This is a genomic window from Streptomyces xanthophaeus (genome assembly GCF_000725805.1).
In the GTDB taxonomy this organism is placed as follows: Bacteria; Actinomycetota; Actinomycetes; order Streptomycetales; family Streptomycetaceae; genus Streptomyces; species Streptomyces xanthophaeus.
This window is the reverse complement of sequence record NZ_JOFT01000017.1, coordinates 218598-231452: the sequence shown is the minus strand read 5'-3', so window position 1 is coordinate 231452 and position 12855 is coordinate 218598. Positions and strand designations below refer to the sequence as shown.

The window sequence follows — 12855 nt, the reverse complement described above, 5'->3', positions numbered from 1 at the left end:
GAAACGAGGCTGTATGACCACCGTGAGCCCCACCCCCACCACCGTCGCCGACCCCGCGTCCCCCGCACCGCTCACCCCGCTCGCCCCTCCGCCGGGCATGCGGCTCAGGGAGCTCGTCTTCGGCGCCGCGTGCGCCGCGGCCGTGCGCGCCGCCGCCCGCCTCGGCGTCGCCGACGCCCTCGGCGACACGCCCGCCACCGCGCAGGAACTCGCCGCCGCGGTCCACGCCGAGCCGCAGCCCCTCCAGCGGCTGCTGCGCGCCCTGTCCTGCTACGGGGTCTTCGCCGAGACCGAGGACGGCAGGTGGGTCCACACACAGATGTCACGGCTGCTGCGCGAGGACGACCCGGACAGCCTGCGGTACATCTCCCTGTGGTGCACGGAGCCCTGGACCTGGCAGGCCTGGCCGCTCCTCGACGATGCCGTGCGCACCGGCGGGAACGTCTTCGAGGGCGTCTTCGGCAAGGGCTTCTTCGACTACCTCCACCAGGACGCCCACGAGTCGGCCCACGTGTTCAACCGGGCCATGACCACCTCCAGCGTGCAGTCGGCCCTCGACGTCGCGGCCCTGCTGGACCTCACCGGCGTCAGCTCGGTCGCCGACATCGGGGGCGGCCAGGGCCACGTCCTGGCGAGCCTGCTGGAGAAGCACCCGGCGGTGCACGGCACCCTGCTCGACCTCCCCGGGGTGGCCGCCAAGGCGGACCCCCGGCTGCGGGACGGCGGATCGCTCGCCGGGCGGACCACGATCGTCCCCGGTGACTGCCGCGAGGCCGTCCCGGTCGAAGCCGATCTCTACATCATCAAGAACATCCTGGAGTGGGACGACGACAGCACCCGCCGGACCCTGGGCAACGTCCTCGCGGCCGCCCGCCCCGGTGCCAGGGTCGTCGTCATCGAGAACCTCGTCGACGACACCCCGTCGATGCGGTTCACCACGGCCATGGACCTGATGCTGCTGCTCAACGTCGGCGGTGCGAAGCACACCCGGCAGAGCCTCGTCACCCGCCTGACGGACGCCGGGCTGGTGATCGGGGAGGTCCGCCCCGTCAACGCCTACCTGCACGCGTTCGAATGCAGCGTGCCCGGGTGACTGCGGGCGCACCCGCGACCGCACCTCGAGTCCGGCGCCGCGCCGGACTCGGGGTGCCGGCGCACCTCAGGCGCCCGCCACCAGGGTGTCGTTGACGAGGCTGAGGAACTCCCGCGGGGTCTTGCAGCGGTCCGCGTCGGCGGGCAGCGGCCGGCCGTGCCGGTTCTCCAGCTCGCCGACGATGCCCAGGAGCCCCAGGGAGTCGAGGCCCCACTCGTCGAAGGCCGAGTCGGGGCGGCTCGCCATGTCGACGGGGTCGACGGTGACACCGGCGCCCTTCTTCATCAGGGCGGCCAGTTCTTCGATGGTCAGCTGAGCGGTCATGACGGAGTTCTCCTTCTCACGGTGGGACGGGCGGGTCAGGCTTCGGAGGAAGCCCGCCGGTCGGTGATCCGGCGCATGGTGGACTGCGCGAGGAAGCGGGACAGCCCGCGGTCGGTGGCGAGGAGACCTTCCCCGCCCGCGCCCGCTCCGCTGCCGTCGCCGTCGTCGAGCAGCCGGGCGAGCACCGCCGCCTTGCGCTCGCCCTCGACACCCAGCGCCAGGGCGGGCCGCGCGTCGAGCGGGCCGCGCACGTCCAGCAGCCGTACGACGAGGTCGTCGCGCTGGAACACGGTGCTGGCCTCCAGGGGGCTCGTCTGGTCGTCGACGGCCGCCTCGTCCTGCCCGGCGAGCAGCCGGGCGAGCGCCATGCCGTACCCGGGCTTGGCGCAGTAGGAGAGGGCGTGCCGCTCCACGCCCGCGGACTCCTCCCCGCCCGCCGCCACGTGGTGCACGGCCGGGAGCGCCGCCCGGGTGAAGAAGAGCCGGGCGGAGGCCGGGTCGTCGAGGTCCCGGTCATGCTCCAGGTACGGGTTGACGGCCTCTTCGAGGGCCCTGACCTCGGGCTGGCGGGCCACGTGCCGCAGCGCCGCGAGGAGGTCGCCCTCCACCTCGACCGCCCGGACGACCCGGTTGCCGTGCATGAACAGCGAGGTGCGGCGCAGCCGCGTGTTCTCGTCGACGCGGGCCTGCGGGGAGGCGTACCCGGCCAGCAGCTTCGCGACGACGGACTCGCTGCCCGGCTTGACGGTGAAGGTGAGGGCGTGGCGGACCACGCCGTCCCCGCGCCGGGGCGCGCTCTGCAGACGGCCCTTGACGGGTACCGGGACGTCGGTGACCACGGTCTTGCCGCTCTCCTGCAGGACGCTGAAACGCAGCGAGCGGGTGTCCCGTACGCAGCCGTGCAGCGGCTGGACCGACCGGACGTGCTCCTCGCTGCCCAGCCAGGCCAGGAACGGCGGTGCGCTCTCCCATTCGCTGGTGATGAGCCACTGGGAGGGATTCTCGATCGACTGGCACAGCTCGTCGCTGATGTGACCGGGGACGGTGGAGACCTGGGCACGCAGGTCCTCGTACACCTGGAGGAACTGGTTCTGGGCGCCGTCGTACAGGTCGAGCAGCAGCACGACCCGAAGCCTGGAGCCGTCGAAGGCGGACTGCGATATCCGTTCCGACAAAGTTGTCATCGTTCACACTCCTTCGAGACCGCGCGTGTTCGCCGCATCCCGTGGCACGTCGTCAGTCGTCGGTGGAATCCGCGTGGGTGATCCGCCTGCGGATGCGGTCGGTCAGCCCCCGGATGAGGGGGCGGCGCTACCCGGAATCGATCGTGGTCCGGTACTGCGATCGGCGCGAGAGGGGAGAACCAAGCGGGTGAATGGGCGGGGGAAACCCCGTACGAAAGGGCATGAATGAGACATGACGGAAAACGTTGAACACCGTGTGCCGGTCCTCATCGTGGGTGGCTCCCTGGTGGGTCTGTGCACCTCCCTGTTCCTGGGCCGGCACGGCATCAGGCACATGCTGGTCGAGAAGCACTCGGGCACCTCGATGCATCCCCGCGGACGCGGAATCAACGTACGGACCATGGAGGTGTTCCGGGTCGCCGGCGTGGAGGGACGGATCCGCGAGGCGGCTTCGGTGCTGTCGGACAACCACGGCATCCTCCAGGGCGGATCGCTCACCGGGGACGACCAGGAGTGGCTGTTCGAGGAGATCGACCCCGGGGGCGCCATCGCGCGCTTCAGCCCGTCGACCTGGTGCCTGTGCAGCCAGAACGACATCGAGCCGGTCCTGATGTCGGTGGCCCCCACCCTCGGTGCGGACCTGCGGTTCTCCACCGAACTCCTGTCCTTCGACCCGGACGAGACCGGCGTCACCGCGATCGTGAAGAACCGGGACACCGGCGAGCACACCACCGTGCGTGCCGACTACCTCGTCGCCGCCGACGGCCCCCGCAGCCCCGTCCGGGAACAGCTGCGCATCGGCCAGAGCGGCTCCGGCGACCTCTTCCACAACGTGAGCATCACCTTCCGGTCCCACGCGCTGGCCCGCATCGTCGGCGACCGGCGCTTCATCGTCTGCTACCTGACGAAGCCCGACGCGGACGGGGCCCTGCTGCCGGTCGACAACCACGAGCAGTGGGTCTTCCACGCCCCCTGGCACCCGGACCAGGGCGAAACCCTGGAGGACTTCACCGACGAGCGCTGCATCGAGCACATCCGCAGGGCGGTCGGCGCACCCGACCTGGACGTCACGATCACCGGGAAGGCGCCCTGGCACGCCGCGGAGCGGGTCGCGCGCCAGTACGGATCAGGCCGCGTCTTCCTCGCCGGGGACTCCGCCCACGAGATGTCACCGACCGGGGCGTTCGGCTCGAACACCGGCATCCAGGACGCCCACAACCTCGCCTGGAAGCTCGCGGCCGTGCTGGAGGGCTGGGCCGGCCCGAGCCTGCTGGAGACGTACGAGGCCGAGCGGCAGCCGGTGGCACAGGCCACCGGCGAGCGGGCCTCGGCCCGCTCGGCGGAGCACAGTCACCCGGGGTACGCGCCCGCCCCGGGGGCCTCCGGCGCACGTCCCGGCGGCGTCCTCGCCGTGGCCATGGGCTACCACTACAACCGCGGCGCCGTCGTGGGCACCGACCCCGACGGGCCCGTCGTGCCCGAGCGGATGCAGCTCTCCGCCGACCCCGGTACCCGGGCCCCGCACATGTGGATCGGCCTGGGCGGGGAGCGGAAGTCCACCATCGACCTCTACGAGCGCTCCTTCGTCCTGCTCAGCTCCGAGGGCACGCCCTGGCGCGCGGCGGCCCAGGAGGTCGCGGAACAGCTGGGCATGCGCCTGGACGCGTACGCCATCGGCATCGGGGCGGAAGCCGACGTCATCCCCGAGAACGGGGCCGACTGGGCCGAGGTCCACGGCACGCACCCCGAGGGTGCGGTCCTCGTACGCCCCGACGGATTCGTCGCCTGGCGCTGGACGCAGGCGGTCGACGATCCGCAGGCGGTCCTGCACGAGGTGATGAGCACCCTGCTGGGCCGCTCCTGACCCGTCGGAGGCCGCGGCGCAGGGCCCGAATGCAGCAGGGCCGGGCCCACCCTTTCGAGGGAACCGGCCCGCTCAGGCCGAACGTGGAGGGCTTTCGTGCCGAAGAGAAGATGCGGACCCGTTGGGGACGCGCGGCGCTCAGGTGCCGTCCTGCAGCAACGAGGAGACTTTCCATGTCCCGTGTTCTGAAGAGTGCCGGCCTGGCCCTGGCCGTTGCCATGGCGATCGCCGGCGGAGCGTCGGCGGCCTCCGCCGACTCCAACGCCTCGGGTGCGGCCATCGGCTCCCCGGGCGTGCTCTCGGGCAACGTGATCCAGGTCCCCATCCACATCCCGATCAACCTCTGTGGCAACAGCATCAACGTGATCGGTGCGCTGAACCCGGCCGCCGGCAACGTCTGCGTCAACGACTGACCCGTTGACCTGTGGAACCACCGTGGGGCGGGGGTCTTCGGACCCCCGCCCCACGGCGTTTTCCTGCGAAGGACGTCCAGGACGTGCAGGACGTCCAGGACGTCAGGAAGCAGACGTCCCGCCCTGCTGCTTCTGGGCCTGCTCGGCCTTCTTCTCCTTGATGCGGACCGTCTCCTTGCGGACCTCGGCCTGCGTGGCGCGCTCCTTCTGGAGCCAGTCGGGCAGCTCGTTCTTCAGCGCGTCGATCTGCTCCGTGGTGAGCGGCTCGGTGACCCCGCCGCGGGCCAGGCCCGCGATGGAGACGCCGAGCTTGGCCGCGACCACGGGACGCGGGTGCGGGCCGTTGGCGCGCAGGTCCTGCAGCCACTGGGGCGGGTCGGCCTGCAGCGCGGCCAGCTCGGTGCGCGAGACGACACCCTCCTGGAACTCTGCGGGGGTGGCCTCGAGGTACACACCCAGCTTCTTCGCCGCAGTCGCGGGCTTCATGGTCTGGGTGCTCTGGTGCGACGTCATGCTGCCAAGGGTATCGAGCATGTGCGCTACCGCCGACCACGACCGGTAACCTGGCGGAGTGACAGGCTCGGAAACATCCCCTTCGTTCCGGCTCGCGTATGTCCCTGGAGTGACGCCCACCAAGTGGGTGCGGATCTGGAACGAGCGGCTGCCCGACGTCCCCCTGACCCTCGTCGCGGCCCCGGCCGCCGAGGCCTTCGGCGTGCTGCGCGGCGGCAGCGCCGACGCGGGATTCGTACGCCTGCCCGTGGACCGGGACGACCTCAGCGCGATCCCCCTCTACACCGAGACGACCGTGGTCGTGATCCCCAAGGACCACCTCGTGGCGGCCGTCGAGGAGGTGTCTGCCGAGGACCTCGCCGAAGAGATCGTGCTGCACCCCCTCGACGACACCCTGGACTGGGAGAACCCCCCGGGGCGCCCCGCGATGGAACGCCCCGCCACGACGGAGGACGCCATCGAGCTGGTGGCGGCCGGGGTCGGCCTGCTCGTCGTCCCGCAGTCGCTGGCCCGCCTCTACCACCGCAGGGACCTCACCTACCGGCCGGTCTCGGGCGTCCCGGAGTCGCGCGTCGCGCTGTCCTGGCCGCAGGAGGAGACCACCGACCTGGTCGAGGAGTTCATCGGGATCGTCCGCGGGCGGACCGTCAACAGCACCCGGGGCCGTCCCCCGACGCCCCCGCAGCCCAAGGGCAAGCGCGCCGAGACGGGCGGCGCCCAGCGCAAGCCCGGCGCGGGCAAGACCTCCGGGTCCGGCAGGTCCGCGGGTTCCGGCAAGTCCGCCGGGTCCGGCAAGGGCTCGCGCGGCGCCTCCGGCGGTGCCAAGGGTGCCAAGGGTGCCAAGCGCGGCAAGCCGCGCGGCCGCTAGCCACGCACGCAGGACCGAAGACGGCCCGCCGCCCCTCCCGGGGCGGCGGGCCGTCTCGGTTCACGGAGCGGTCGTGGCCGTCACCGCCTGCCGGAGCCCGTCGCCCGGACGCGGATCACCGGCCTGGTGCGCAGGCCGCGGCGCGGGCGTCTCGACCCACGCCTCCCCGGTGTCCGTCAGCAGGCCGATCAGCGCGGTGCGGGCGCGCGCCACGCGGGAGCGCACCGTCCCCACCGGACAGCCGACCGCCAGGGCCGCCTCGGCGTACGGCAGCCCCAGCAGCTGGGTGAGGACGAAGGCCTCGCGGCGCTCGGCGGGGATGGCCGCCAGGAGCTCGGCGAGGGCTATGCCGTCCTCGAAGCCGGGCACGTCACGAGGCTGCGCCTGCTCGGCCGCGGCCTGCCAGTCCGTCCGGTCCGTGGTCCGGGGGCGGGCGGCGGCGTACCGGAGGCTGTCCACCACCGTCCGGCGGGCGATGGACAGCAGCCAGGTCCGGGCCGACGAACGGCCCTCGAAGCGGGGCAGGGCGCCCAGGGCCCGGACGAACGTGTCCTGGGTGAGGTCGTCCGCGGCCTGCGGATCGGCGCTGAGGTAGGCCACGTAGCGCCAGACGTCCCGCTGGAGGGCGCGGACGAACCGGTCGGTGCACCGCGGGTCGCCGCCGCGGGCGGCCAGCGCCAGCCGGGTCACCGCCTCGTCGGAGGTCGCGGTGTGCCGGGCCGGCCTGTTTTCGGGCGTGCGGAGGGTGCTCAGGGCAGGAGTCATCGCCTGGGGTCCTTCGGGAAGGATGCGGGATCCGGCGCCGCGGGAGGAGCGGCGCCGGTGAGGTCCACGGCCGCGCACAGCAGTGCGCGGCCGGTGCCCGGGGCGTGACGCACAGGGTCGCGCCGCCGGGGAGCCGGCTGTCAGAGGACAGCGGTCCCGGGCGGCGGACCCCGAGAGGTGACGGTGTGGTCGAGGAGGAGCTGGAGCAGCGGGTGCGTGCGGCACTCGCGGTACGGGCGGACCCGCGGCCGGTGCGGCGGCGCGGGCAGGCGCAGGACCAGGCGCAGCGGGGCGAGCAGCCAGCCGGCGCCCGCCCGCAGCATCCGGAACGTGCCCTTCTCCCCGTACGCGAGCCACAGGCCGCACAGCAGGGCGGCCAGCAGGTGGGCGGCCAGCATGCCGCCGGACGAGGCGCCGGACATGTCGTGCGCGGGCGCGGCGGTCTGCGTCAGCGCCGTGGCCGTGTGGTGGGCGTGCGCGGCGCCCGTCAGGGCCGCGTCGGCCGTGCCCGGAGGCAGGTGCGCCGGACCGCCGTGCCCGGCCCGTGTGACGAGGTGCAGTGCGTCGGCCGTGGCCGGCAGCGGTGCGGCGACGGCGTCCGGGGCGCCGCACAGCAGGTGACGCACCCATGCGCGGGTCAGCGAGCCGGTTTCCGTGCCGGAGCTTCGGGCGGCGGCGGCCTGGGCCAGGGAGAACCCGCCGTGCAGGGCCGCCTGTACCAGGACGGCGACCGAGGTGACGGCGAGTACGCCGCGTTCCCGGCCGGCGAGTGACCAGCCCGCCGCGCCCGCTCCGGCGAGCGCCGGGGCCATCGCCCACCAGGGGACGGACGTCCCCGACATCAGGACGTGGCCGAGCGCCGCGAGCAGCCCGCAGGTGGCCGCGAACACCGCGGCCCGTACCGCTCGGCAACACCGGCCCGGAATCATGGCGGGTTCATCTTCGCAGTCCCCGCCCGACAAGGGGATGAGCAGGTAAGGAACTTGTCACCCGACGACAAGGGCCACCAGTGATGTGAGAGACACCACAAGGGCGTTGGGGAACCGGGTGGAGGGCGGAGCCGACAACTGTCCTGATCCGCAGGGCTGGTGGGGGAGGGGATGGCGCGATGGGAGCGACCGGGGAGACGGCGCGGACGGCCGGTGCACCCGGCCGGCGGTTCACCGCGCTGCTCACCTGCGCCATGGCCTTCTCCATGCTGCAGCTGTTCCTGCTGGGGGCGCTCGGACCGCGCCTCGTGGCCGAACTGGGCCTCTCGCCGACCGTGTTGGGGCTGACGACGACGATCGGCTTCGGGACGGCGGCGGTCCTGTCGCCCTCCAGCGGCCGGACGGTGGACCGGATCGGTCCGCGCCGCGCCCTCGTCCTGCTGCTCCTGACCTCCGCGGCGGCCCTCGCCCTGATCGGGGCCGCCCCCGGTACGGGGGTGCTGCTGGGCGCGGTCGCCCTGGGCGGACTGCCGCAGGCGCTGGCCAATCCCGCCACCAACAAGGCCGTCGTGGCGGCCGTACCGGCCGGGCGGCGCGGCCAGGTGACCGGGACGAAGCAGTCGGGGGTGCAGCTGGGGGCGTTCGTCGCCGGGCTGCCGCTCGCGGCGCTCGCCGCCGGGGTCGGCTGGCGGGGCGCGGTGTGGACCGCGGCGGGTGCGGCGCTGCTGACCGGCCTGTGGGCGCTGCGGGTGCTGCCGCCCGATCCGCCCACGGCGGGGCCCGCTCCCGACGTCGGAGGCCGTGTCCCGTCGGTGGTGCTCTGGCTGGCGGTCTTCTCGCTCTTCCTGGGCAGCGGCATCGCCTCGGTCAACACCTATCTCGCCCTGTTCGGTACGGAGCGCCTCGGCCTGGGCCCCACCGCCGCCGGGGCCCTCGTGGCGGTACTGGGCGTGGCCGGGGTCGTGGGCCGGATCGGCTGGTCGAAGGCGGCCCGGCCGGGCCGGGCCGAGTGGCTGCCGGGCGTCCTGGCGGCGGGCGCGGTCGTGGCGGCGGCCCTGCTGGTGGCGGCGGCCGCCCAGGCCGCGGGCCCGGCGGCCTGGGCGGCCGCCGTGGCCGTGGGGGTGTTCGCGGTCTCCGGCAACGCGGTCTCGATGGTGCTGGTGATGCAGCGGGCCCTGCCGGGCCGGGCGGGTCAGGACTCGGCCCTGGTCGCCGCGGGGTTCTTCGCCGGGTTCGCGGTGGGGCCGCCGCTCTTCGGCCTGCTCGCCGAGGCGGGCCGCTACGGGCTCGGCTGGAGCCTGGTGGCCGCCGAGTTCGGGGCGGCCTGCGTCGTCGCGTTCGCCTGGGCAGTACGCGACCGGGCGGGCCGGGCCGGGCGGGTGGACGGAACCGACTCCGCCGGGGTCCGGGCATGACCGCGCCCGAGGGGGCGGAGCGGGCCCTGGCAGCCGTACTCGGGCGGGTGGCCGTCACCGCCGCCGAAGTCGGGCCCCGCTTCCCCCTGTTCGCGGACCCCGGCACCGGCCGGTGGACGACGACCGGGCGCGGGTCGTGGGCCGGCGGGTTCTGGGCCGGGCTGCTCCGGCTGCGGGCCCGGCACACCGGGGACGCGGCGGACCGGGCGGCCGCCGTACGGTGCACCGCCCGCCTCGCGCCGTGGGCCGGGGCCGACACCGCCACCCGCGGGCTGATCCTCTGGTACGGGACGGCCGCAGCCCCGGACGACGGGGCGGCCGGGGAGCTGCGGGCCCGGGCCGCCCGTTCCTGCCTGGCCGCTCTGGACCCGGAACTCGGCCTGGTGCCCTGGGGTTCGGCCCTGGGCGGGCCCCGGCTGCTGGCCCGCGCCGACGGCGTGCCGGGCATGGTGCCGCTGCTGGCCGAGGCCGAGCCCGACGGCGCCGCGGCCGCCTCGCACCTGCACCGCCACCTCGACCTGTGCCTGGGCGCCGACGGGCTGAGGCCCGCCTGGAGCTTCGACGCGCAGGCGGGCTGGCGGCCCTGCGTGGAACCCGCGGCCGGGTGGAGCCGGGGCCGGGCCTGGCTGCTGCTGGCCGTTGCCGATGCCCTGCACCGCTCCGGCGGCGGCCCGCACTGGCGCCCCGACCGGCTGGAGGCGGCGCTCCGGCGGTTGCTGCCGCACGGACCGGGCGGGTTCCACGGCCCGCTCGTGCCGCCCGCCGACGAGGACCGGCCCGGCGGCCCGTGCGACACCTCGGCCGCGGCCGTCACCGCCGTCGCCCTGCTCAAGCTCGCCCGCCTGCCGGGCCTCCGGCAGGCGGCGTACACGGACCGGGCCGGGGAGATCCTCGCCCGGCTGACCGGTGCGCACCTGTCCGCGCCCGGCGGCGGCCGCCCGGCCGGGATGCTGCTGGACGGCTGCTACGACGCCGCCGGGGGCAGCGCCGTACGGCACGAACTGGTGTGGGGCGACTTCTTCCTGGCGCTCGCGCTCGCCTCGGTGACCGGCCTGGTGGACATCACCCGTGTATGAGGGTCACGGGCCCAGCAGGGCGAGCAGCCGTCCCATCACGTCCGTGACCGGCTGGCCCACCGTGCCGACCGCGGCGGCGATCTGCGCGACGGATGCCAGGAGGAGGCCGCGTTCGCGCAGGGCGGTGCGGTCGGGCGTGAGCGCGGGCAGGGCTTCCTCGACCGTCCGGGCCTGTTCCGGGGTGAGGTGCTGGTGCAGTTCCTGGAGGAGCCGGGTCAGCTCGGCGACGAGCGCGCGGAGGTTCTCGTCCTGGGAGCCGCCGGGGGCGCCGTAGCTGATGCCGGTGTTGTGGTGCCCGTCGTTCATGTTGACCACGGGACCGTAGTAGTTCGACGCGTCGCTCACAGCCTGAACCCCGTGTTCCGTTGCCCGTTGTTCATGTTGACGACGGGGCCGTAGTGGTTCGTGGTGTTGTTGATCTGATTGACGTAGGCGCTGAACTCGGCTGCCGGATTGTCGATGGCGTGGGTGATCAGGCCGGCGATCTGCCGCAGCTCGTCCATGTTCGGCAGGGTCACGACCACCGCCGAGCCGCTGGCGGTCTCGACGGCCAGTACCGGCTTCGACGCCTGGAACAGGTCCTTGAGGCAGAGGACCACCAGGACGACGAGTATCACGAGGAACAAGGGGTTGCCGTCCTCGCCGACCCGCGCGTCGCCCCTGCTGGCGTAGTTGACGACGGCGTAGACCACCGCGGTGACGAAGAGCCATTTCAGGAGGCGCAGGAGGGTCGCGCCGAGGTCGGGCTTGACCTTGAAGGCCTCGACCCGGGTGATGTTGTGCAACGGGAAGGCCGCCGAGCCGATCCACAGCATCCTGCGGCTGACCTGGAGGACCAGGACGCGTCCCCTGCTGGGCGCAGGCGGTATCGATGCGAACGGCGGCGGCCCGGACGGCGACCGAGGCGGCGGCGGTCCGGGCGGCGGCCCCGGCGGAGGCCCGGGAGTTGCTCCCGACGGCGGCTGGGGAGGCGGTCCGGGCGGGGGCCCGGGTGGTGGTGCCGCGGCGCTGCTGGTGTCCATGTGTCCCCCCGTGTGCTCGTGGCTCCCACCTGCGCGGGCGGGAGCACCATTAAGCGCCCGGGCGGCGCCGGGAGGCAGACGAGAAGCAGCCAATTCGGCGCTCTGGCCGAGAGTTGGCCTCACGCGCGGCTCAGCAGGGGCCTTCCTCGCCGTACGCGCGCAGCACCCGCCGGGCCACCGAGGTGATGTGCAGTTCGTCCGGACCGTCCAGGATGCGGGCGGCGCGGCCGCTGCGGAACAGGGCGGGCAGGGGGGTGTCCGGTCCCAGGCCGGCCGCGCCGTGCACCTGGATGGCGGAGTCCGCGACCCGCTGGAGCATGCGGGCCGCGGCGACCTTGGCGAGGCCCGTCTCGGTACGGGCGTCGCGCCCGGCATCCAGCAGGGCCACCGCCTCGTGGACCAGCGGACGGGTGGTGCGCAGGGCCAGCAGGGCCTCGAACACGTGCTGCTGGACCAGCTGGTGCCCGCCGAGCGGACCACCGGACCCGGTCCGGGAGGCGGCCCGGGCGCACATCAGGTCGAAGGCGCGCTGCGCCTGGCCGAGCCAGCGCAGGCAGCGCAGGGTGCGGCCCCACTGGAGCCGCTCCCCGGCGACGGCCAGGGCTCCGCCGCGCGCTCCGACCACGTGGTCCTGCGGCACCGGGACCCCGTCGAGCTCGATCTCCCACTGGCCGCCCGCGCCGAACACGGGCAGTTCGCGCACGAGGCGGAAGCCGGGCGAGTCGGTGCGCACCAGCAGCAGGGACAGGCCTTCGCGGTCCCCTTCCGTCCCGTCGGTACGGGCGAGGACGGTCACGAGAGCGGCGTCCGCGGCGCCGGAGGTGAACCACTTGCGGCCGCTGACGCGCCAGCTGCCGTCCGGCCGGGCGTGCGCGCGGGCCGCCGTCAGCCGGGGTTCGGTGCCCGGGACCCCGGGCTCGGTCATCGCGTAACAGGAGCGCAGCTCCCCGGTGACCAGGGGCCGCAGCCAGCGTTCGCGCACCGCGGGGCTGCCGTGCCGCGCCAGCATCCGTACGTCGAGCAGCGGAGCCGAGCCCAGCGCCGCCGGGCCGTGGTCGCTCGCGCCCTCCGCCTCCGCGTGGACCGCGTACTCGCGCAGGGTCAGTCCGCCGCCGCCCAGTTCCCGGGGCAGCGGCAGGGCCCACAGTCCGCTCGTGCGGGCCTCCTCGCGCAGGGCGCGCAGGACGGCTGCGGCGGCGGGGCCGCCCGCGTCCAGGACCGGCTCCTGCGGCACCACGCGGGTGCGCACGAACTCCGCAACGCGCTGCGGTAGGGCTCGATCGGGCACGTCTTTCCTCCAGTTCGCCGGGAACCCGTGGGAACGGCTGTCCGACTGTTCCTCTGTGGAACTGGTCGGGCGCACCGGCCCCCTGGTTCCCGCAGGCAGCG

Annotated in this window: 14 protein-coding genes; 6 read left to right on the top strand and 8 right to left on the bottom strand. The window is 74.3% G+C overall.

Annotation, left to right across the window (positions count from 1 at the left end):
• The first annotated feature begins 13 nt into the window (after window positions 1-13).
• The gene (locus IO30_RS0111700) at window positions 14-1093 is read left to right on the top strand and encodes a methyltransferase (RefSeq protein WP_031142004.1); all 1080 of its coding nucleotides are present in this window, start codon (window positions 14-16) and stop codon (window positions 1091-1093) included.
• Window positions 1094-1159: 66 nt separating this feature from the next.
• Here the strand turns inward: IO30_RS0111700 and IO30_RS0111695 are convergent, their stop codons facing one another.
• Both IO30_RS0111695 and IO30_RS0111690 read right to left on the bottom strand, forming a co-directional pair.
• Window positions 1160-1417 (bottom strand): acyl carrier protein, encoded by a 258-nt coding sequence (locus IO30_RS0111695; protein WP_031142002.1) that lies wholly within the window; start codon window positions 1415-1417, stop codon window positions 1160-1162.
• Window positions 1418-1452: 35 nt separating this feature from the next.
• Complete coding sequence (locus IO30_RS0111690; RefSeq protein WP_031142000.1) at window positions 1453-2601, bottom strand: SchA/CurD-like domain-containing protein; 1149 nt, start codon at window positions 2599-2601, stop codon at window positions 1453-1455.
• A gap of 232 nt (window positions 2602-2833) precedes the next feature.
• Between IO30_RS0111690 and IO30_RS0111685 the strand changes: the two genes are divergently transcribed.
• The gene (locus IO30_RS0111685; protein WP_031141998.1) at window positions 2834-4465 is read left to right on the top strand and encodes an FAD-dependent oxidoreductase; all 1632 of its coding nucleotides are present in this window, start codon (window positions 2834-2836) and stop codon (window positions 4463-4465) included.
• A gap of 173 nt (window positions 4466-4638) precedes the next feature.
• Window positions 4639-4878 carry a chaplin gene (locus IO30_RS0111680; RefSeq protein WP_031141996.1) on the top strand — a complete coding sequence of 80 codons (240 nt, stop codon included), beginning with the start codon at window positions 4639-4641 and terminating at the stop codon, window positions 4876-4878.
• A gap of 102 nt (window positions 4879-4980) precedes the next feature.
• On the opposite strand, the gene IO30_RS0111675 is transcribed toward IO30_RS0111680, so the two are convergent.
• The gene (locus IO30_RS0111675; protein WP_031141994.1) at window positions 4981-5391 is read right to left on the bottom strand and encodes a DUF5997 family protein; all 411 of its coding nucleotides are present in this window, start codon (window positions 5389-5391) and stop codon (window positions 4981-4983) included.
• 58 nt (window positions 5392-5449) lie between these two features.
• Between IO30_RS0111675 and IO30_RS0111670 the strand changes: the two genes are divergently transcribed.
• On the top strand, window positions 5450-6259 hold the full coding sequence (locus tag IO30_RS0111670) for a LysR family transcriptional regulator substrate-binding protein (RefSeq protein WP_031141992.1): 810 nt from the start codon (window positions 5450-5452) through the stop codon (window positions 6257-6259).
• A gap of 60 nt (window positions 6260-6319) precedes the next feature.
• Here IO30_RS0111670 and IO30_RS0111665 read toward each other — a convergent pair whose 3' ends face one another.
• Entirely contained in the window at window positions 6320-7024 is a 705-nt protein-coding gene (locus tag IO30_RS0111665; RefSeq protein WP_078904418.1) for a sigma-70 family RNA polymerase sigma factor, read from the bottom strand.
• 140 nt (window positions 7025-7164) lie between these two features.
• Entirely contained in the window at window positions 7165-7953 is a 789-nt protein-coding gene (locus IO30_RS0111660; RefSeq protein ID WP_031141988.1) for a hypothetical protein, read from the bottom strand.
• 179 nt (window positions 7954-8132) lie between these two features.
• On the opposite strand from IO30_RS0111660, the gene IO30_RS0111655 reads away from it, so the two are divergent.
• Window positions 8133-9368 carry an MFS transporter gene (locus tag IO30_RS0111655; protein ID WP_051902130.1) on the top strand — a complete coding sequence of 412 codons (1236 nt, stop codon included), beginning with the start codon at window positions 8133-8135 and terminating at the stop codon, window positions 9366-9368.
• Entirely contained in the window at window positions 9365-10444 is a 1080-nt protein-coding gene (locus IO30_RS0111650; protein WP_031141984.1) for a hypothetical protein, read from the top strand. Before IO30_RS0111655 ends, IO30_RS0111650 begins: the two co-directional genes overlap by 4 nt.
• A gap of 3 nt (window positions 10445-10447) precedes the next feature.
• Here IO30_RS0111650 and IO30_RS0111645 read toward each other — a convergent pair whose 3' ends face one another.
• The 3 genes from IO30_RS0111645 to IO30_RS0111635 all read right to left on the bottom strand — a co-directional run bounded on the left by IO30_RS0111645 (window position 10448) and on the right by IO30_RS0111635 (window position 12754).
• Window positions 10448-10789 (bottom strand): hypothetical protein, encoded by a 342-nt coding sequence (locus IO30_RS0111645; protein WP_031141983.1) that lies wholly within the window; start codon window positions 10787-10789, stop codon window positions 10448-10450.
• A complete protein-coding gene (locus IO30_RS0111640) occupies window positions 10786-11283 on the bottom strand; it encodes a DUF6232 family protein (protein ID WP_272933185.1) in 498 nt (165 codons plus the stop codon). Before IO30_RS0111640 ends, IO30_RS0111645 begins: the two co-directional genes overlap by 4 nt.
• A gap of 313 nt (window positions 11284-11596) precedes the next feature.
• The gene (locus IO30_RS0111635; RefSeq protein ID WP_031157363.1) at window positions 11597-12754 is read right to left on the bottom strand and encodes an acyl-CoA dehydrogenase family protein; all 1158 of its coding nucleotides are present in this window, start codon (window positions 12752-12754) and stop codon (window positions 11597-11599) included.
• Between the last annotated feature and the right edge of the window lie 101 nt (window positions 12755-12855).

Coding starts and splice junctions, on each gene's coding strand:
- IO30_RS0111665 (WP_078904418.1), bottom strand. CDS start 7,024: ATGACTCCTGCCCTGAGCACCCTCCGCACGCCCGAAAACAGGCCGGCC.
- IO30_RS0111650 (WP_031141984.1), top strand. CDS start 9,365: ATGACCGCGCCCGAGGGGGCGGAGCGGGCCCTGGCAGCCGTACTCGGG.
- IO30_RS0111700 (WP_031142004.1), top strand. CDS start 14: ATGACCACCGTGAGCCCCACCCCCACCACCGTCGCCGACCCCGCGTCC.
- IO30_RS0111660 (WP_031141988.1), bottom strand. CDS start 7,953: ATGATTCCGGGCCGGTGTTGCCGAGCGGTACGGGCCGCGGTGTTCGCG.
- IO30_RS0111655 (WP_051902130.1), top strand. CDS start 8,133: ATGGGAGCGACCGGGGAGACGGCGCGGACGGCCGGTGCACCCGGCCGG.
- IO30_RS0111675 (WP_031141994.1), bottom strand. CDS start 5,391: ATGACGTCGCACCAGAGCACCCAGACCATGAAGCCCGCGACTGCGGCG.
- IO30_RS0111695 (WP_031142002.1), bottom strand. CDS start 1,417: ATGACCGCTCAGCTGACCATCGAAGAACTGGCCGCCCTGATGAAGAAG.
- IO30_RS0111685 (WP_031141998.1), top strand. CDS start 2,834: ATGACGGAAAACGTTGAACACCGTGTGCCGGTCCTCATCGTGGGTGGC.
- IO30_RS0111680 (WP_031141996.1), top strand. CDS start 4,639: ATGTCCCGTGTTCTGAAGAGTGCCGGCCTGGCCCTGGCCGTTGCCATG.
- IO30_RS0111690 (WP_031142000.1), bottom strand. CDS start 2,601: ATGACAACTTTGTCGGAACGGATATCGCAGTCCGCCTTCGACGGCTCC.